Annotated in this window: 20 protein-coding genes; 4 read left to right on the forward strand and 16 right to left on the reverse strand. The window is 28.9% G+C overall.

The genetic code is table 11. The annotated features are described in order from the left end of the window. Window positions 1-1,274: CDC27 family protein (locus KQ44_RS10015; protein ID WP_096737272.1), on the reverse strand; the 1,274-nt coding region annotated here is incomplete at its 3' end. A gap of 242 nt (window positions 1,275-1,516) precedes the next feature. Here KQ44_RS10015 and KQ44_RS10020 point away from each other — a divergent pair. After that, window positions 1,517-2,134, forward strand: coding sequence for a carboxymuconolactone decarboxylase family protein (locus KQ44_RS10020; protein WP_096737273.1), 618 nt, complete (start codon window positions 1,517-1,519; stop codon window positions 2,132-2,134). 34 nt (window positions 2,135-2,168) lie between these two features. Then, window positions 2,169-2,423, forward strand: coding sequence for a DUF167 domain-containing protein (locus KQ44_RS10025; protein ID WP_096737274.1), 255 nt, complete (start codon window positions 2,169-2,171; stop codon window positions 2,421-2,423). Window positions 2,424-2,534: 111 nt separating this feature from the next. Here the strand turns inward: KQ44_RS10025 and KQ44_RS10030 are convergent, their stop codons facing one another. From KQ44_RS10030 to KQ44_RS10085, 11 genes are all read right to left on the reverse strand, one after another. Continuing rightward, window positions 2,535-2,894 (reverse strand): DUF1667 domain-containing protein, encoded by a 360-nt coding sequence (locus KQ44_RS10030; protein ID WP_096737275.1) that lies wholly within the window; start codon window positions 2,892-2,894, stop codon window positions 2,535-2,537. Between the two features lie 45 nt (window positions 2,895-2,939). Then, window positions 2,940-3,806 (reverse strand): arginase family protein, encoded by an 867-nt coding sequence (locus KQ44_RS10035; RefSeq protein ID WP_096737276.1) that lies wholly within the window; start codon window positions 3,804-3,806, stop codon window positions 2,940-2,942. Between the two features lie 21 nt (window positions 3,807-3,827). Continuing rightward, window positions 3,828-5,102, reverse strand: a complete 1,275-nt coding sequence (locus KQ44_RS10040) for an FAD-dependent oxidoreductase (RefSeq protein ID WP_096737277.1) — start codon at window positions 5,100-5,102, stop codon at window positions 3,828-3,830. A gap of 64 nt (window positions 5,103-5,166) precedes the next feature. Further along, window positions 5,167-6,606 carry an NAD(P)/FAD-dependent oxidoreductase gene (locus KQ44_RS10045; RefSeq protein ID WP_096737278.1) on the reverse strand — a complete coding sequence of 480 codons (1,440 nt, stop codon included), beginning with the start codon at window positions 6,604-6,606 and terminating at the stop codon, window positions 5,167-5,169. 119 nt (window positions 6,607-6,725) lie between these two features. Continuing rightward, window positions 6,726-8,210, reverse strand: a complete 1,485-nt coding sequence (gene glpK / locus KQ44_RS10050) for a glycerol kinase GlpK (RefSeq protein ID WP_096737279.1) — start codon at window positions 8,208-8,210, stop codon at window positions 6,726-6,728. Between the two features lie 36 nt (window positions 8,211-8,246). Continuing rightward, window positions 8,247-8,996: an MIP/aquaporin family protein gene (locus KQ44_RS10055; RefSeq protein ID WP_096737280.1), complete on the reverse strand. Its 750-nt coding sequence runs from the start codon at window positions 8,994-8,996 to the stop codon at window positions 8,247-8,249. A 54-nt stretch (window positions 8,997-9,050) separates the two neighbouring features. Further along, complete coding sequence (locus KQ44_RS10060) at window positions 9,051-9,548, reverse strand: ferritin family protein (protein WP_096737281.1); 498 nt, start codon at window positions 9,546-9,548, stop codon at window positions 9,051-9,053. 301 nt (window positions 9,549-9,849) lie between these two features. Next, the gene (locus KQ44_RS10065) at window positions 9,850-11,061 is read right to left on the reverse strand and encodes an MFS transporter (RefSeq protein ID WP_096737282.1); all 1,212 of its coding nucleotides are present in this window, start codon (window positions 11,059-11,061) and stop codon (window positions 9,850-9,852) included. Window positions 11,062-11,510: 449 nt separating this feature from the next. Then, the gene (locus KQ44_RS10075; protein ID WP_096737283.1) at window positions 11,511-12,131 is read right to left on the reverse strand and encodes a hypothetical protein; all 621 of its coding nucleotides are present in this window, start codon (window positions 12,129-12,131) and stop codon (window positions 11,511-11,513) included. A gap of 32 nt (window positions 12,132-12,163) precedes the next feature. Next, window positions 12,164-12,352, reverse strand: a complete 189-nt coding sequence (locus tag KQ44_RS10080; protein ID WP_096737284.1) for a hypothetical protein — start codon at window positions 12,350-12,352, stop codon at window positions 12,164-12,166. A gap of 462 nt (window positions 12,353-12,814) precedes the next feature. Continuing rightward, entirely contained in the window at window positions 12,815-13,429 is a 615-nt protein-coding gene (locus KQ44_RS10085; protein ID WP_096737285.1) for a GDSL-type esterase/lipase family protein, read from the reverse strand. 88 nt (window positions 13,430-13,517) lie between these two features. Here KQ44_RS10085 and KQ44_RS10090 point away from each other — a divergent pair, with 88 nt between their 5' ends. Beyond that, window positions 13,518-14,375 (forward strand): aldo/keto reductase, encoded by an 858-nt coding sequence (locus KQ44_RS10090; RefSeq protein WP_096737286.1) that lies wholly within the window; start codon window positions 13,518-13,520, stop codon window positions 14,373-14,375. Window positions 14,376-14,435: 60 nt separating this feature from the next. Here KQ44_RS10090 and KQ44_RS10095 read toward each other — a convergent pair whose 3' ends face one another. The 3 genes from KQ44_RS10095 to metG all read right to left on the reverse strand — a co-directional run bounded on the left by KQ44_RS10095 (window position 14,436) and on the right by metG (window position 17,852). Continuing rightward, window positions 14,436-14,822 (reverse strand): hypothetical protein, encoded by a 387-nt coding sequence (locus KQ44_RS10095; protein WP_096737287.1) that lies wholly within the window; start codon window positions 14,820-14,822, stop codon window positions 14,436-14,438. Between the two features lie 291 nt (window positions 14,823-15,113). Beyond that, entirely contained in the window at window positions 15,114-15,878 is a 765-nt protein-coding gene (locus KQ44_RS10100; RefSeq protein WP_096737288.1) for an FtsQ-type POTRA domain-containing protein, read from the reverse strand. A gap of 18 nt (window positions 15,879-15,896) precedes the next feature. Further along, entirely contained in the window at window positions 15,897-17,852 is a 1,956-nt protein-coding gene (gene metG, locus KQ44_RS10105) for a methionine--tRNA ligase (protein WP_096737289.1), read from the reverse strand. A gap of 352 nt (window positions 17,853-18,204) precedes the next feature. Here metG and KQ44_RS10110 point away from each other — a divergent pair, with 352 nt between their 5' ends. Continuing rightward, entirely contained in the window at window positions 18,205-20,043 is a 1,839-nt protein-coding gene (locus KQ44_RS10110) for a methyl-accepting chemotaxis protein (RefSeq protein ID WP_096737290.1), read from the forward strand. A 95-nt stretch (window positions 20,044-20,138) separates the two neighbouring features. On the opposite strand, the gene KQ44_RS10115 is transcribed toward KQ44_RS10110, so the two are convergent. Continuing rightward, a complete protein-coding gene (locus KQ44_RS10115) occupies window positions 20,139-21,023 on the reverse strand; it encodes an MBL fold metallo-hydrolase (RefSeq protein ID WP_096737291.1) in 885 nt (294 codons plus the stop codon). Window positions 21,024-21,171 lie beyond the last annotated feature (148 nt).

Genomic DNA, 21,171 nt, shown 5'->3' on the forward strand with positions numbered 1-21,171 from the left:
CATCTTTTTAATTGATCATTATTTTTTATTATTTTGATGTTTTCTTTTCTTGATAATATTTTATACTGAGTAATATATTCATTATATTTATCTTTATCTCCAAGTTCAAGATATGTTTTTGCTATTAATTTATACGTTTCTATTTCATCTTCTTTAAGGTCTAAAGATTTTTGCAAATTAACTAATGCCTTTTTATAATTACTAAGTCTAAAATAAGAATCTCCCAGCCAAAATAAAATTAAATAATTCTCTTCATCATTATTAAGTTTAATAGATTTTTCTAAATATTTAACTGCTTCTTCATACTCACTGTCTATATAATTAATATATCCTATCCAATAATATGCTAAATAATTATTGTCACTGCTGTATTTTTCATTTATTTCTATAGATTCTAACAAATAATGAACAGCATTTTTATAGCTTTCAAGTTTTGCATAACAAATACCAAGATAAAGATAGTTTAAATATTCATTCTCCTCAGCTTCTGAAAGTTTGATAAAGCATTCAAGCTGATAATCTATATTATCACTATAATTCAAAGCTATATTTCTAGCCTTATCCAAACATTCCTCTGATAGGACCTCTTCATCTATTATCTTATAAAGAATACCTATAGAAAGCCAGCTGTTAAACTCATCATCTTTTAATTTTAAAGATTCACTTAAATGTTCAAGTGCCTTATCATATATATGAACAGAAAAATAAGTATATCCTAAATAATATCTTGTAAGGTAATCATCTTTTTTCAAAAGCATAGATTTTTCTAAAAATTCTATAGCCTTAGAATAGCTCTTTAACTGCATATGACAATATCCTGCATATTTGTATAATAAACTATCCTCTATACCAAAAGCCTTATATAAATAAAGTAAAGCCAAATTATAATTATAATCATTAGCTCCTATTTTAGCATATGTAATACCTAACCATAAAGCATAGTAATGATTTGATTTATCTAATTTATATGCACTCTTAAAACATTCTAAAGAATCTTCTAATGAATTAAATATATCATAGCATCTTCCCATATAGTACTTATACATAGCCTTATTAATATTGGACTTATCTAATGATAATGCTTTTAAAAAATTAATCATCGCTATATCATATCTCTCTAATTTATATGCACAATATCCTGCTTTAAATATGGCTTCTGTGTTATTAATATCAATATTATCTAAAATATTATTGCATAAAGAAAATGCATCTTCATAATTACTACTATGTATATAATTATCTATATCTTGTAGGTATTTATCTATATTTTTCATATTCAAACTTTTTATAATATTAATGTTATATTATAAATGATTATTTAGAAATTTAAACCTATTAACTTTTACAATTACAAAAAAATAACGGTTTTAGGCATTCTACACATGTATAATCATACAGTTTATATCAAAATAATTTATTTTTTATGAACATATCTTAATAATAAAAAACTTTGACAAAAAATTATATTTTTAGTATAAATTAACACTAATAAAAAACTATATTAGGATAAAGAATGATGAATAATTTAATCAATTTTAAAATTAAAGATAAAGACAATTATTTTGAAAGCATAGAAGAAGCATATATTAATCCGCCTAAAAAAATACCATTCTTTTTAAAACTTCCAATGTGGATAGCAAAAAAGAAAGTAAAAAAAGACTTACTCCTTCCAAAGATTTTAGCTTGGAACCCTAAAACAGCAATAAGTTCTGGTATACTGGAAGCATTAATTACGCATGATGATAAAGAAGTACCTAAAAGACTTTTAAAACTCATAAGAATACAAATCTCAATAGATATAGCCTGTCCATTTTGTATAGACATGAACAGCTTTGAATATGATAAAGACAGTGTAACTGAAGAAGAAATAAAATATTTACAAAATAAAGATATAGATTCATGCCATACAATGTCAAATAAAGAAAAGATTGCTTTAAAATATATTTCAGCCATTACAAAAACACCAGTAATAATATCCGAAGAATTAATAACAGAGATAAAAAAAGAGTATTCAGAGAGAGCAATACTTATATTAGCTTCCACTGCTGCACAGGTGAATTATTGGGCAAGGCTTATAAGGGCTTTGGGAGTACCTACTGCTGGGTTTACTAATATATGTAAAATTAATAAATAACATGAAATAAAAAAAATATAACAGCTATAATATTATGAACATAGAAGTTAAAGTAACAGCGGGAGCTAAATCCAATAGTTTTAAATTTGAGAATGGGGCTTATTCCATTCGCATTATGGCTAAGGCTATAGACGGAAAGGCTAATAAGGCTATAATTGAATTTTTGGCTGATGAGCTTAATATTAAAAAAAAAGATATTGAAATATTAAAGGGTGAGAAAAGCAGCAAAAAAATTATAGCTATTAATATCGAAGAAAATAAACTCAAAGAATATTTTAGTAAAAATTAGGTTTTATTTTAATAATTATCAATTCATTTTGAAACAAGTTTAATATAAATTATAAAATATAATACTCATCTTAATGTCAAAAATGAGTATTATATTAATAAATAAAAAAAATTAAAGAGCTTCTATATTTCTAGCAGCGACTATATCAGTACCTGCGGCATTATGAAGCACAATATCTCCAATATGAACAGGAGCATTGACTTCTACAGTTTTTAAAGCCTCTAAACATTCATTAATTCTTGATTTGTCTATAGGCTCTTTAGTTTTTACTGGAAGCATTTTTAATTTTCCGTTTTTTATTTTTACTATAGAAGTAACCATTCTCACTGGACGAACAACCTCATCTCTGGCATAAGTGTCTCCTCTTTTGCAGGTATTACCGCTTACGCTTGTAACTTGATTTCCATCCATCTCCACAGACAAAGCACAGCCCATAGGGCAGCATATACAAGTTAATTCTTTTTTTTCCATAAATTACTTCCTTTTATTTTTTAATAGTTTTTAGTTTGTAATTATCTAATTAAATAAAGGCAGCTCAGCCATCATATTTTTCATAAGTATTTCTATTTTTGGCATATGCTCGGCTATAGTAAGACCTACCAATTCTTTTTCTCTTGCTATATCATTTATAACCCTTACAACTTCATTAATTTTCATTCCATTTGGAGAAACACCGACAGCCGCTATTATTTCATTAGGCTCAAGAACATCTAAATCAAAATGTATTAATACTTTACTAGCTTTGCATTCTTTAAGCCATTTTATTATACATTTGCTTGACTTGGAAATCTCTTCAGGAGCAAAATGCTTTATACCATACTCTTTTTGACGTACCTTTATCTCCTCTCTTTCATAGTCTCTAAGTCCTAAAAATAAAATATTCTCTGCAGAAATTTTACTTGGAAGATTATTTACTGCATCTATTTTACCCATGCAGGCACTTACAGCCATAGCATGATATCCTGCATAAGTATTATCTTCAGGTAAAGTTATATCAGGGTGAGCATCTATCCATATCAAAGCTATATCATTATTATATTTTTTGTTTAAATATGTAAAAGGAGCAACACTTACAGAACATTCTCCTCCAAAAACTATTATTTTATCAGGATTATTTTTATTTAGTATATCTAATGCACTATTAGTTTGATTTACTATATAATCATAATCCATAATACCATTTTTTACTTCTCTTTTTTCTATATTAAGAGAAACAGGAACTTCTATAGTTTTATGAGTATTATTTTCTGGTGCTAATATACTTAAAAGTTTAGCTCCTAGATAATATCCTCTTGAAGAATCCTCAGGCTTAAGCTCCTTTATCCAATGCGATATTATACCGCCCTGCCACTGCGGATAAACTAACCTTAAAGTTTGAGACATAAATATAAACTCCAAATTATATTAATTATCTTCTATCTTAAACTCAATATTTTTAAGCCCTTCTTTTGAAAGCATAGCCTTATCTAATTTCACACTCTCCATTTCACCGGGAGCAAATATCAAATGCTTTTTATGTATCACTCTCTCTCCGTCAAAATATACATTTAAGAATTTGTTTTGGAATATAGCACTTACTCTAAACCTTACCATAACATGATCATCTACATTATGAGCATTAATCATAGAAGGCACAGTATATCTCACACCATTAGAGCCTTTTAAAGATATAGAGTTTGTATTATCTCTTCTTTTGTTTTTAAGTACATACTCGGCAGCACTTTTTCCAGCAGTTTCAGCCTCTTCAGAAACAAAATCTACCAAGTCATGAACATGAAGAACATTACCGCAGGAGAATACTCCGTCAATGTTAGTCTCCAAACTTTCATTAACTATAGCACCAGAGGTTATAGGGTTAATCTCAACGCCAATCTCTTTTGAAAGCTCATTTTCTGGTATAAGACCAACAGACAAAAGCAAAGTATCACATGAATAATATTCTTCAGTGCCTTTAATAGGCTTCATATTCTCATCAACTTTAGCTATTGTAACGCCTTCAAGTCTGTCTTTTCCTTTTATGTCTATAACTGTATGACTTAATTTAAGAGGTATGTTAAAATCGTCCAAACACTGAACTATATTTCTTTTAAGTCCTCCGGAAAATGGAAGTATCTCAGCAACAACCTTAACTTTAGCCCCCTCAAAAGTCATTCTCCTAGCCATAATAAGACCAATATCCCCAGAACCAAGTATAACAACTTCCTTGCCTGGCATATATCCTTCTATATTTACTAAATGCTGAGCCGCCCCCGCAGAAAATATTCCAGCAGGTCTAAATCCTGGTATATTCAAAGCCCCTCTTGAACGCTCCCTACATCCCATAGCAAGTATTACAGCTTTGGCATTAATCTGCACCAAACCTTCTTCTTTATTGATATAAGTAATTATTTTTTCCTTATTATCATTAAGTACAATATCAAGCACCATAGTATTGAGCTTATAATTAATATTTAAATCATAAACTTTTTCTATAAATCTGTAAGCATATTCAGGACCAGTAAGCTCTTCTCCGAATCTATGAAGCCCAAAACCATTATGTATGCATTGATTGAGTATGCCTCCAAGCACCTCATCACGCTCTATCATAAGCAAATTATCTATGCCGTTTTCCTTAGCCGAAACAGCAGCAGCAAGCCCAGCAGGACCTCCGCCTATAACAACAACATCATAAGACTGCATTTTTACTCCTTAAATAAAAACAAATGATTATATTGTTTTTAATTAAATACTAATAATTTCTAAATCAAAAAGTTTCCTTATCATAACCAATAACTATTTCAGAGCCTTTGCCACATTTAGTAATGGTTATAGGAGAAACATTAAGTTCACGTGCTAATATCTCTATTATTTTAGGAGAACAGAAACCGCCCTGACATCTTCCAAGCCCAGCACGCACTCTTCTTTTTACTCCGTCAAGAGATTTAGCTCCTATAGGACTTTTTATAGCTTCTACAATCTCACCCTCAGTTACCTTTTCACATCTGCAAATTATATGTCCGTATAAAGGATTTTCTTTTATGAGTTTATTTTTCTCTTCATTAGAAAGTTTATTAAAATGTGTTATTCCTTTTCTTTTTTCTATAAAGTTTTCTTTTTTTTCAAAGTTTCCTTTTTTACTTACAATATCAGCCACCATTACCCCTATAGCAGGAGAAGAAACAAGCCCAGGTGATTCTATACCAGCACAGTCAAAAAATCCTTCGCAGTCTTCAAGCTCTTTTATAATAAACTCATGATTATCTTCATGAGGACGAAGCCCGCAGAATGAAGTTATAACTTTATTATATGGTATATTTTTTACTGTGAGTTTTGACTTTTCTATAATCTGTGCAAGTCCTTCCGCTGTGGTATTTAAGCCCTCTTTATCTTCTATATCAATAGCAGTAGGTCCAAGCATTATATTGCCATGAGCTGTAGGAGTAACTAATATACCTTTACCCAATTTTGTAGGAAGTGCAAATATTGTAGAAGTTACTAGATTATCAACTTCCTTGTCAAGTAATATATAGTCGCCTCTTCTTGGAGTAATATGTATTTTGTTTTTGCTCATCATATTATGAAATTTATCAGCATAAACTCCAGCAGCATTAACAATATATTTAGCTTTTATAATGCCGTTATTAGTTTCAGCTTCAAAAGTGCCGTCATCAAGTTTTTTAATATTTATAACTTCAGTATTGAACTTAAACTCTGCACCATTAGCATAAGCATTCTCAGCATAAGCAATATTTAAAATGAATGGATCTACTATACCTCCAGTAGGAGCATACAAAGCAGCACAGACATTGTCGTTTAGATTAGGTTCTTTTTTATGAACTTCTTCTTTATTTAATATTTGAAGTTCTTCAACTCCGTTTTTTATTCCTCTGTCATATATGGATTTAAGATTAGGAATGTCCTCTTCATTAGTACAAACCACCAATGAACCATTTTGTTTAAAAGGTACATCAAGGTCTTCTGATATTTTTTTCATCATCTTATTGCCAAGAACATTTAACTTAGCCATAAGAGATCCATTTGCCGCATCAAAACCTGCATGCACTATTCCGCTGTTGGATTTTGATGTGCCTGAGCAAACATCTTCGCCTCTTTCTACAACACATATGCTAGCCTTGTACCTAGACAGTTCGCGTGCTGAAGAAGTACCAGACACACCAGCACCTATAATTAATATATCATACATTATATATCCCTCGTAAATTATATTAGATGTTATTGATTGAAATAAGTAAGAACTAAATGCATATTAATATTCAATTATTATAAATGAATATTAATATGCAAGATAATGACAATAAGAAATTATAAAGCCCAGCCTCTTGATCTCTCAACTGCTTTTTTCCAGCCCATATATTTTTTATTTCTCTCTTCTTCTGAAAGTGAAGGAGTAAACTCTCTCTCTAATTTCCATCTATTTGCTATCTCATCTTTATCCTTCCAGAATCCTACAGCAAGACCAGCCAAATAAGCAGCACCCAAAGCAGTAGTTTCAGTAATTTGAGGACGAAGAACTTTTGTATTAATAATATCAGCCTGAAACTGCATTAAGAAATTATCACGGCAGGCTCCTCCGTCTACTTTTAATGAAGCTAATTTAACTCCACTGTCAGCAACCATAGCGTCAATAACATCTTTACTTTGATAAGCTATAGCCTCTTCAGCTGCTCTTATTATATGACTTCTATTAACTCCTCTTGTAATACCTACTAAACAGCCTCTAGCATACATATCCCAATAAGGAGCACCAAGACCAACAAAAGCAGGTACTAAATAAACTCCGTTAGTATCTTTTACTTTTGTAGCAAAATATTCAGTATCTTTTGCATCATGAAGAAGTCTTAATTCATCGCGTACCCATTGTATAACAGCACCAGCTATAAATACAGAACCTTCCAAAGCATATTCTATTTTTCCGTTATATCCTATACCTATAGTAGTGATAAGTCCGTTCTTACTTAATATAAAATTCTCTCCAACATTCATAAGAATGAAACTTCCAGTACCATAAGTATTTTTGGTGTCGCCTTTATTAAATCCAGCCTGACCAAATAAAGCAGACTGCTGGTCTCCTGCTATTCCAGATATAGGTACCTCTTTACCATTAATATTAGCATATCCATAAACACATGAAGAATCTTTTACCTCTGGAAGCATACTCATAGGAATGCCTAATTCTCTTAAAATGTTTTCGTCCCATTTAAGTTCTTTGATATTATATATCATAGTCCTTGATGCATTAGTATAGTCAGTAACATGAACTTTACCGCCTGTAAGTTTCCATACTAGCCAAGTATCTATTGTACCGAAAAGCAAATCGCCTTTATTAGCTTTTTCTCTAGCACCTGCTACATTATCGAGTATCCATTTTATTTTTGTACCAGAAAAATAAGCATCTACTACCAAACCAGTATTTTCTCTTATATATGTATCAAGTCCTTTTTGTTTTAATTCATCGCAAATAGGAGCAGTTCTCCTACATTGCCAAACTATAGCATTATAAACAGGCTCTCCAGTATTTTTATCCCATACAACAGTAGTCTCCCTTTGATTTGTAATACCAATGGCAGCTATCTCTTCAGGCTTAACTCCTGCAATCTGTATAGCTTCCTGCAAAACTCCGAACTGAGTAGCCCAAATTTCTGCTGCATTATGTTCAACCCAGCCTTCATGAGGATAAATTTGTGTAAACTCCTTTTGAGCAACTGAAACCATATTCTGATCATAATCAAATACTATAGCTCTGCTGCTGGTTGTTCCTTGATCTATTGCAACTACATATTTTGACATATTAAAACTCCTTAAAAATAAAATAACAATAAAAAATTATTGAACTTTGTCTTTTGCTAATGATTTTCCTATTGTAAAATCATACAAAACAGCACCTAAAACAGCACCTACTATAGGACCTATTATAGGAACAAGCCATACATTAGTTCCATCTGTAAGTCCGTTATTTTTAAATCCCGCAACAACAGCAAAAAGTCTAGGTCCTAAATCACGTGCAGGATTAATAGCATAACCATGCATAAATCCAAATGACATACCTATAACAACTACAATAAGTCCTACTATTAAGTATCCCAAATTAGAACCTGCAGGAGTATTATTGGCATCTCCTGTTGCAAGAATTAAAAATACAAGTATAAATGTTCCTACTACTTGGTCTATAAAGCCAGGCCAAAATCCTGCTACTGCTGGAAAAGTAGTAAATACTCCTGCAGTGCTTGAAAATGTAGGGTCTACTTCTATCCATTTAGCATAATAAACAGCAAATACTACAGCAGCACCAAGAAAACAGCCTATCATTTGAGCTATTACATAATACCATATTTTATTCCATGGAAATCTTCCAGTAACCGCTAATGCTAAAGTAAGTGCCGGATTTAAATGAGCACCGCTTATTTTACCAGATACATAAGCTCCAAACATAACAGCTAGTCCCCAAGCTATATGAATATTAACTGGAGCACCATTATTACATACAACAACCGCAGCAACAACTCCGCAGCCTAAAAGTATTAAAAAGAAAGAACCTACTAGTTCAGCTAAAAACTCTGCTTTTTTACTATACATAAAAATCCTCCTACATAATAATAATAACTAATTTTTTACCAAAATATCAAGAAATTAATTGATACCACCTACTCTGTACTGCTCACATACTGGACATCTTTTAGGAGCAACAGAATCATTATGAACATAACCGCATTTACCACATTGCCACTTATCAATATTAGGAACATTCTCTCCTAAATATTTTTCAAACATCTTTTTATGCTCCTCTTCTATCTTTCCTACATGCTCAAAAAGTATGGCTATATCATTAAAGCCTTCCTCCCTTGCTGTTTTAGCAAATTTTAAATACATATCTTCAGATTCATAAGTCTCTCCTGCTATTGAATCTTTTAAATTCTCATCTTTTGAGAGTATTCCATGATAGCGTTCAAACCATAATTTGCCATGTTCCTGCTCATTTCTGGAGGCTTTCTCATAGGCTAATGCCAAATTTTCCATTCCCTCTTCCCTAGCTTTTTCGGCATAGTACATATATTTGCACCTTGCCATTGCCTCTCCAATAAAAGCAGTTTTTAAATTCTCCGCTGTTTTTGATTTTTTTAAATCCATTATTACCTCCAATCTTTTAATTATTTGTTCTAATTAACTAGTATAGAAATTTTATTAATGAAATATATATGAATGTTTAAAAAAAACGCTTTTTTTTATATTTTTATGATAAAAAATAATAGAAATATAATAAAAAATATTTGATTTATACAAATTATACACATACCATGTTATAGTATAATTTATATTCTTTTTAATGTGAATTATATTAACTTTAATAAAACATTAATATACTTATAAATATACCCGTACTGAGTACCTGTATATTTATAAAAAAATTTAAACTAGCATTTAATACATTTTATACATTATTTTTAGATTTATTGCTATTATAAAGCATAACCACACAAAGAAAAGCAAGAACAGATAATATAGCTCCTCCAAAACCTACAAACCTAACTCCGAAATTATCAAATATATTACTTCCCACAAATGAGCCCAAAGCTATACCAAAATTGAATGAAAATGAATTATTTGATGAAGCTAATGTAATGCATGAAGGATAATCTTTTTCTGTAAAATCAAGCACACTAAGCTGAACAGGAGAGTTCATCAAATACATTAAAAAACCTATAATAAGTATTACAATAGCTGCACTCACCATATTAAGTAAAGCAAAAGGAAGTATTATCATACATAAAAACTGCATTATAAAAATAAATCTTAATCTATAAACTCCGTTATGCTCTGCTAGTTTACCTGAAAGTAAATTACTAAAAAGAACAGCGACTCCAAATACAAGTAAGGCAGCACTAATATATTTATTTGGTATATGGACATAATCAAGAAAAATAGGTTTCAAATAAGTGTATAGCACATATGAAGATGCAGCTCCGAAAAGTATTGTAAAAGTGCTTAATATAAATCTTCTGTCTTTAAATAGTACAAACTGAGATAATAATTTTACTTTATAACTTACAGTATTTCTTGGAAGAGTTATAAACATTAAAACAGTCATAACAGCACTAAAAATAGAGATGAATATAAAAGAAGAACGCCAACCAAAATTATAGCTCAAAGTTGTTCCTATAGGCACTCCAAAAATAGAGGCTATACTAAATCCTGAGTAAATCCAAGCTACTACCATAGGTCTTTTTTCTTTTGATGATACATACGGACTAAAAGATATTGAAACCGATATCAGAGAACCAGAAATTACAGCGATAAGCATTCTTAAAAGAAGAAGAAATGTATAATTATACGCTAATGAACATAAAAAATTAAGAATGATAAATACTATGCTTGCAGATATTATAAAATGAAATCTGTTAAACTTACCTGCTATAGCAGCTGAAAAAGGAGTACATATTGAATAGGCTAAAGCAAACATCGAAACGAGACCGCCTGCTTTAACTTCTGTAATATTAAAACTCTCGGCTATCTCTGTTAAAACTCCTATCACTATAAACTCGCTTGTACCTAAAGCAAAACTTAAAAGCACCAATGCTATTATAGCCAATAATTTATTTTCTTCTTTTTTTACTTCTGATATACTGCTTTCTAATACTGACATAATTTTTTCTCTAAAAAAATTACTATCAATGATATATTATGTTCAAAAAAATTCAATTAAGATATATAATTTTTTTTAATAATTTTGATATTTTTTTATATTAATTTATAGGACACTTGTATGGAATATAAATCATATTTTTACAAAGCAAAAGAGAAAGAAGAAGCAGGGCTTATAATGAGGCATTAGAATATTATAAAAAAAGAATTAGAAGAAAATTACGAAAATATTGAAGCCTACTTCAGTATTAATCTTATAAACTCATACATACGAAATTGAGAAAAACTCAAAAGGAAGCGTACAATTAAATAAACATACAAAACTTTTTAATATATTTTAATGAATTTTTATATAAAAAAGAAAATTAATTAAATGGTAGTTTTTATAAAAATAAAGAAGTGCATATAGAATTATTGTACCGATGCACTTCTTATTTATAAAAATAATATTTAAGATTTAGTAAATTCAGTTGATGGAACTTCAGTTGTAGGTTTATCTTTCATTGCCCATTCTACTGTAGTAGGCACTCCGTCAGATCCTATTGTTATATCAAGATGATGATAATTTTCAACATATTGAAAATTTATATTTTTTCCTACTGTTGTTACTGTAGTTGTATTTATACTAACACCATCATATAAAAGACCTTTAATTTCATAGCCAGTACCGCCGTATCCTGAAAAACTATTAAAAAACATAAAAGGTATTTTTAACTTTTGCTGATTATTGTCAGAATAAGTAAGAAATTGATCATCTATAACTAACTTCATAGTACCGCTAGTCCAAGTTCCTTTTATATCAACAACAGTAGTTAAATCTTCACCTCTTTTTGTTCCTGAATTATTATCCAATATTCCTTCTATTATTTCTTCAGTTGAAACATTTCTTATACTTACATATCCTATACCAGTAGAAGACCCATTAGGAAGCTGTATCTCCCCAACCCAATTACCGTCAGAAACTATATAACCCTTATATCCTCCGTAATATATATTTTTATAAGTACCGTTTTCACTGTATATTTTATATTTATCAAAATTTATAGTAGTTGCTTTATTTGATATTACCAATCCGCTTATAGAACCGTCTGATACAGTAACATCTACAGGAGTATTTCCTGTATCATCCGTATTGTAGAACTTGTAGTTCCATAAAAAAGATCTGATATGCCGTAAGCAGCATAATCCGAAGTACTGCTATCACCACTATTATTATCAGGATTATTAGGGTTTGAACAGCTTAATGCTAAAATACTAACTATTATAAAAATAGGTAAAATTCTTCTTAACATTATTAAAATCTCCTTAACATTTTTAATTATATTATCATATAGATACAATTAGTCAATAAAAAAAAATTTATAAAATATTACTTTTATTTTATAATGTACTTGGTTCAAAACTATTTTAATAATTATTTATAATAATTTTAGATATAGCATAACTATTGCAATTTTACCTTTTTATACAGTTAATGTTAAAAATATATAATATATAGTTTTATCTGAAAATAAGGTATAAAAAAATGCAGTACTTCGTGAAGTATATACAATTTTATCAAGAATATAAACTTCTAGCTGCAGGCATACTTCATATTTGTTCACCACAAAGCATGTGTAGTAGGCAGGTTAAAGAGAACTATTTTATATACTAAAATAACAATTTATATAAAATATGAAACATTATTTTATAATTGATAACTTACGAAATTTTTATATATAATTTTGTAAGGTACTTTTAAAACAAATATATTATTATAAATCATAAATATTTTTTAATTCTTTATAAATTTCAGAAGCAAATACATTATGTCCGTTTTCGTTTAAATGAACTCCGTCAAAAAATATATCATAATAATTATTTTCTTTTAATATTTTATCAGTAAATATATTATAAACATCTATGCTTTTTATGTTATTTGTTTTTGTATAATTATTTATAAAATTCACATACTCTTTTAGAATATTATCAAACTCTTCTATATTATTTGATTCAAAAAAATTAAATGCCTCCTTAATAAAAGCAATTGGAGTAAATACTATTATATCAATATTATTTTCTAAAGATTTATTTACTATGCCTATTAAATTATTTTCTATTTTTTTTATATGTTTGCATGTAAATATATCATTCACACCTCCCATCAAAATGACCGTATCAGCATTCTCATTTATACAGTCTCTATCAAAACGAGCAAGCATCCCAGAAATCATATCCCCATTAATTCCTTTATTTATAAAAGTAAAGTCTTTATTATTATATCTATTATCATTACTAAATTTATCATTTAATATTTCAGTCCACACTTTATCTCTTGGCACCATATATCCGTAAGTAGTACTATCGCCCAAACAAACTATTTTTTTCATAGCATTATTTTCCTAAAATTTGTATAATATTTTATTATATAATAATAATATAAATATTTAAATAAAAAATTATTACGGAGAATATATAATGAGCAATTTTAAAAGCCTAAAAGACACATTCACATTAAGCAATGGATATAAAATTCCATGCATAGGATTTGGTACTTGGCAGACACCAGACGGAGAAACTGCTGTAAATGCTGTAAAAGAAGCAATAAAATTAGGATACAAGCATATTGATACAGCAGCAATTTATGGAAATGAAAAAAGTATTGGAAAAGCTATCAAAGAAAGCGGAGTTAATAGAGATGAACTTTTTATAACAAGCAAAGTATGGAATAAAGAAAGAGGATATAAAACAACATTAAAAGCATTTGAAAAAACTCTTAATGACTTGGAACTTGATTATTTAGACTTATATCTTATTCACTGGCCTGCTTCTGTAAATCAATTTAAAGATTGGGATAATATTAATTTGGAAACTTGGATGGCTATGAGCGAACTTTATAAAGCAGGTAAAATAAAATCTATAGGTGTATCTAACTTCATGCCTCATCATCTAAAATCATTAATGGAAACAGAAATTAAGCCTATGGTTGATCAGATAGAGTTTCATGTCGGATTTATACAGGAAGAAACTTTCAAATACTGCAATGATAATAACATATTAATAGAAGCTTGGAGTCCTTTGGGTACTGGAAAAATGCTTGATAATAATACATTAAAAGAAATAGCTAACAAATATAATAAATCAGCAGCTCAGCTTTGTATAAGATGGTGTCTTCAAAATAATACTCTACCTTTGCCTAAATCTATAACTCCATCACGCATAAAAGAAAATACCGAAATATTTGATTTTATGATAAGCGATGAAGATATGAAAAAAATAAACAACATGCCTTATTTTGGAGGCTCAGGACATCATCCAGATAAAGTAAATTTCTAAAATATTTTTGATATAAAAACAAAAGAGCTATAGTTTTTATTATCTATAGCTCTTTTGTTATTAAATATCTTTAACTTTATGATACTTAATAGCAAATACTTCCAGTTCTTTAGCCCTAGAATATGATATAGAGTTTTTTATTCTCTTTTTATCAATAATATTTCTATATTTATGTGATATATTTCCGTTTTCTATAAAGCTCATTAAAAAATTATAATAATCCTCTTCACTTTCAGAACTAAAATTAACATTCTCTTCACTATCAAACGCTTCCCTTATAATATTTTCAATTTCATATGCCCTTTCACTTGTTATACCATATTGATTTCTTATTTTATATAAAATAGACATTGAATAATCATCTAAAGTGTTATTTTCTAAAAAACTAATAAAAATATCAGCATATTCTTTCTCATTTTTATCGGTAAAATTAATATCTAATATCATATATTCTCCTAAACACTATAAATATAACATATTATTAAAAATTGTAAATACCATATTAAAAAAATATTATAAATACATACTATTGTATTTTATTTAATACAATCAAATAAAATACAATAGTATAAAAATTTTTTTGATTGACATGACAAATTTAATAATTTTTTTAAATATTAGAATGGTTTATTCTATGAAAAAATGAATTTTATTTAAAAAAAATCATATTAATGCTATTTTATAACACATATAACACAATTTTATTAATAAATCATTAATCAATAAAATTATCATTTATTAATTAATGATTGCTTCTTTAAATCTGAAATCAATTCTTTTTGTCTGATTGCCCTGATACTGTACAGTCTTTAATACAGCAGCCAAATCAACAAACTTTTCGGCTTTTACATACTTTTCTAATATCACCTGTACCTGATAGCCCCTAGGATAAACTATAAGATCATCTCCATAAGCGTTAATTTCGGATATTAAATTGTATATTTCATTATGATTTTTTTTAAGCTCATAAATTACAGAGGCTAAATACTTGGTATACTCATCTTCTACTTTATCGCTGTTTTGATTAATACTTAAACCAGTAATATAAGGCACATCATAATTATAAATATTACCGTTTTTTATAATATATCCGTCATCTGTTATCTCATATATTCCTCTGCTTGATTCAAGTAAAAATAATGTGTCTCTTTCATCTACATTAATAATAAGCAAGTCTGGAAATGAGGATTTTATATTTTCTACTTTAAGTCTTACATTTTTTTCTATATCAGAAGTTATATCATTTTTTGGTATATTGAATAGACTTGTATTATTGTATTTTGATAATTCAGCCTCTTCCATTATATCCATAGCATTTAATCTTTTTAAGCCTCTTATCTCCACGCGAAGAATTCTAGCCTTATTGATAATAAAAACAAAAACTAATATTATAATGATAAGTACAAAAATAGCTATTAATCTTTTTATTAAAGCTTTCTGCTTATCGGTAAGCTTATTTTTTTTTAACTTTCTTTTAAGTCTGCTTTCTTTAATATCTTTCATTATAATATTAGCTTATAATTAATTAACTGAACATCCTGAGCCGAAATCTTTTTCTGTCTTCATAAGAGAAAGAGTCTCTCCATTATCAGCCAAAAGAAGCATACCATGAGAAGTAACACCTCTAAACTTTTTAGGCTTTAAATTTGCCAAATAAAGAACTGTTTTACCCACCATCTCTTCAGGCTTATAATACTCTGCTATAGAAGATACAACTACCCTCTGCTCACCTTCACCAATATCAAGAACAAATTTTAAAAGTTTATCAGCATTTTCTACCTTTTCTGCAACTAATATTTTGGCTGTGAGAAGTTCAAGTTTTTCAAAATCTTCTTTTTCTATATTTGCCTTATGTTTATCTTCTTTAGGAGGATTAACCTGTTTTTTATTTTCTTCCATGTTTATACCTATTTCTTTTTCTATGTCGTATCTATTAAATAAAGGTTCTCCCTTTTCTATTTTTATCCCAGCTTTTAAAGAACCCCATTTTTTAGCACTTTCCAAAGGAACACTATCTCCTAAACCTAATCTGTTAAACACTTTTTTCGGAGTTTCTACAAAGAATATCTGTAAATAAGCTGTTACTATATAGTATACTTGGAAAGATATATACATTACATTAGCTAAATGATCTTTTTTAGTTTCATCTTTAGCCAAATTCCAAGGAGCACTCTCTTCTACATATTTGTTGGTCATTCTTATAACCTCCCAAATATATGATAATGCCTCATGAAATTTAAAACTATCTAATGCAGACTCCACATTGGCATCAAGTGTAAGAACCATTTTTTTAAGTTCTTTTTCTTTATCTCCAAATACACTTTCAGCCTCATCTGGAAGCACACCATTAAAATATTTTCCAAGCATAGTAGTTATTCTATGCCATAAGTTACCATAATCATTAGCCAAATCGCTGTTTATTCTCTTTAAGAAAAGCTCCTGAGAATAGTATCCGTCAGAACCGAAATTAATCTCTCTCATCAAAAAATATCTTAAAGCATCAACACCGTATTTATCTATCAAAGTATTAGGATCAACAACATTTCCCCTGCTTTTACTCATTTTCTTTCCGTCATCAAAAAGCACCCAGCCATGACCGAATACTTTTTTAGGAAGAGGTATATCGAGCATTTTAAGCATTATAGGCCATATAATAGCATGGAAACGCACTATCTCCTTACCTACAAAATGTACATCACAAGGCCAGTATTTTTTATATAATTCATCTTGTTCCTCTTCTGGATATCCTAAAGCAGTAATATAATTAGCTAAAGCATCAATCCATACATATATACTATGCTCGCTGTCAACAGGACAAGGTATTCCCCATTGCAATCCCTTACGGCTTACTGCCAAATCTTCAAGACCAGGTAAAAGAAAGTTTTTAAGCATTTCATTTTGTCTTTCTTTAGGCTCTAAAAACTCAGGGTGATCCTTATAATAATCTATTAACCATTGTCCGTATTCTGAAAGTTTAAGATAGTAGCATTCTTCTTCTTTATACTCTAGTTCTTTTTCGCAATCTGGACAATAAAACTTACCATCATCTTTTTTTACTACCTGACTTTCTGTAAAAAATGCCTCATCGCTTACACAATAAAGCCCTTTATAAGCACCCTTATAAATATATCCTTTATCAAAAAGTATTTTAAATATCTTCTGTACTCTTCTTTCATGATAGTCATCAGTAGTTCTTATATAATGACTGTAATTAATATGAAGTCTTTTCCATAACTCTTTGGTGGCATTAACAATATTATCAACATAAGCCTTAGGAGTAGTGCCTGCTGCTTCAGCTTTTCTTGCAATTTTCTCACCATGCTCATCTGTACCTGTTAAAAAATAAACATCATACCCCATTATTTTTTTGTATCTAGCCATAGTATCTGCTGCTATAGTGCAATAGCAATGACCAATATGCAAATAATCTGAAGGATAGTATATCGGAGTTGTAATATAAAACTTTTTATCTGTCATCTGTATGCCTCCACTTTTAAGTTATAAAAACAAATCAATTATACTAAAATTAATGGTTTTTGTAAAGCTAAAAAATTAATATGATATTTTATTATTATTCTTTTATTTTAAAATTATATTTTACAATACATAAAAAATATTGATACATATTTACAAAACATACCATATATAAATTTTTTGTAAACAAACAGGAATATTTTATTACATTAGCACATATCTTATAGAATATAAAATACGTATTAATATTACAAAATATCGATTAATATAGTTTTTATTTTAACAATAGGAAACATGAAAAAATATATTAGTTTACACATTACATAATTTTTATTTTGAAGGAGCAATAATTTTTATGAAGAGGAGACATTCTATAAGATTTAAGATGCCGCTTATGATAAGTATAATAACTACTATATTTTTAATCATCACTATTACAATACTGTCATATAAATCATTTAATACAGTAAGTAAATCTACTTTTTCTGGTTTTGAAAACACATTAGAAGGATACAAGTCTATGCTTGACTCTTGGTTTTCAGAAAATAAGACACTAATAAAAACTTATGCCATAACGCCAGCTATAATAAGCTACTTATCTGGAAATATAAACGAAGATCATCAGTTGGCAAAAACATTGGAGCATTTTGAATCAATTAATAAATTTTCTTTGAATATAGGAGTAACAGATACAAATGGTACAATATTAGACAATGCCAAGAAAGTTGAAATAGGAAATAATATACAGGATTTAAGACCTGGTATATGGGATAATTTTGTACAAAGCGTATATGATGCAGCATACGGAACAAAAATAATAAAATCAAGTTCAGATGGTAAATTGTCATTAGCATTGATAGCAGGTGTAAGAGATGCTAATAATAAATTGATAGGCTCTATTTATATGATAATTAATTGGGAAGAGGTTATAAACAGCTTAAAAAAATTAAAACTTGATGATACTGGAAGATTATTTGCATTAGATGATGACGGAATTATAGTAGCCGATACATATGATTATATAAATGAAAAAGCAGGATCATATTTTGACCTCATAAAAAATGATAATAAACAAAAAGGTGTAATAAATTATAAATTAAATAATAAATCAAGAACAGCAGTGTATACCAAAATGGAAGAACTGCCTTGGACTTTAACTATGGCTATGGATAATGATATTATATACAAAGAAAATATCAATATGCTAAAAATAGCCTTATTAGTATGTATAATTTCTATAATATGTATTAATACTTTTGCACTCTCTTACATAAAGAAAACTATGTCTCCATTAGACAGCCTAATGAAGCAGGCACAAAAAATATCTGAAGGACATATAGAAATAAATAATTCAAAGAATACCAAAAAAGAGAGAAAAGATGAATTCGGAAAACTTGAATCAGCATTCAATATAATGAGCAAAAAACTTTCTGAAGTTATAAATGAGGTAAATGAAGCGGCAAAAGAAATTATACATTCCTCAGAAAATATGATGGAAAGCAGCGGGGAGTTATCACTAAGAACAGAATCACAAGCCTCTAGTTTGGAAGAAACTGCTGCAAGTATAGAAGAAATAGTATCAACTATACAGTCATCAACTGAAAATGCTGTAAGCGGAAAGGATATTATGAATGAATCAATAAACTATATAGGAGAGGCCGCCAATATTATAATGCAAACATCTTCAAATATAGAAGAGGTTTATCAGTCAAGCGAAAAAATAAAAGATATAACTAAAATGATAGAAGATATAGCTTTTCAAACAAATATACTTGCCCTTAATGCCTCTGTAGAAGCAGCACGTGCTGGGGAACAGGGTAAAGGATTTGCTGTTGTGGCAAGTGAGGTTAGAAACTTAGCACAAACTACTCAGTCATCAGTTAAAGATATAGCAAATCTTATAGATAATACAGCCAAAAGAATAAATAATGCCACACAAACTGCAAGAAAATCTCAGGAACTGTTTTCAGAACTTCAGCATAAAGTAAAGGATACTTCATATTTAATGGAAAATATAGCCTCTACTGCATTAGAACAGCAATCTGGAGTAAATCAAATAAGCACAGCTATAAATAGTATGGAAAGTCTAACTACACAAAATGCCGTTTTAGCTAATGAATCAAGCAGCATTTCAAAGAATTTACTAAGCAGAGCTAAAAAACTAGAGAAATGCATACTGTTTTTTAAATTTTAAGTTTATTTTATAAAATATATAATAGGCATTTAAAAACAATGGGCATTATTTATTATAGTCCATTGTTTTTATATTAATATATAATTTTATAATTGTTATATATTAATATAAGACCCCTCTTTGGCAAAGGCAAGCTTAATATCTATTTCTTCTTTTTTTAAGAAAGCAAGAAGTTTATTATATATAAGGTCTATCTGTGCATCAGTTCTTTCCTGATTATGATGATGAAGTATAACATAAGGAACATTAGCATCCAGTCCAACCTGTATAGCATCATTCAAAGTAGAATGCCCCCAGCCTACATGCCCATTATAATATTCGCTTTTTGTGTATTCACCCTCTATAATAAGAACATTAGCTCCGCGTACAAAATCTATTAATCTGGCATGCAGCAAATCGGCATTATGATTGTAATGCGAAAGCGAAGGGTGCTGTGCATGAAGACGTTTTTTATATGGCTCATGGTCTGTGAGATATACTACTGTTTTATTTCCTGATGTTATCTTATATGAAAGTGTATGACAAGGGTGATTAACCCACATACTTTCTATAGTCATATTTCCGAAAGTAATTTTCTTTCCTTCGTAAAAAGCTTCAAACTTTAAGTTGGCTGCAAACTGCTCCAAGTTTACTGGAAAATAATCTTTTGCAAGTATATTATTGATAGTATCATACATCTCTGTAGAAGAATCTTTAGGACCGTATATTGTAAAGCTGTATTTATTTGAGAAAAAAGGTGCGAAGAAAGGTATTCCTATAATATGATCCCAATGGAAATGAGTTAATAGTATAATACTTTCAGTTTTATCAGATTTTAATGCATAATAGCTGGCATTTTTAAGTCCGCTTCCAGCATCTAATATTATATAATTGCCGTCATAATCAATAACCTGAAGGCATGATGTATTACCGCCATATTCACTGAAACTATTACCGGGGGTCGGTATAGAACCTCTGCTTCCAAGAAACCTTACTTTCACAATTTAGCCTTAAATTATTTTTTATACGTTTATATCATAATACAATAATAAAAAAAAATCAATCTGCTTACTATTTATTTAACATATTTTTTAATTTTAGATAATTTTTATATAGTTGTATTATTATTATATAGAGTTTATAATAAAT

It is taken from the genome of Brachyspira sp. G79 (assembly GCF_002379365.1).
GTDB lineage: Bacteria > Spirochaetota > Brachyspiria > Brachyspirales > Brachyspiraceae > Brachyspira.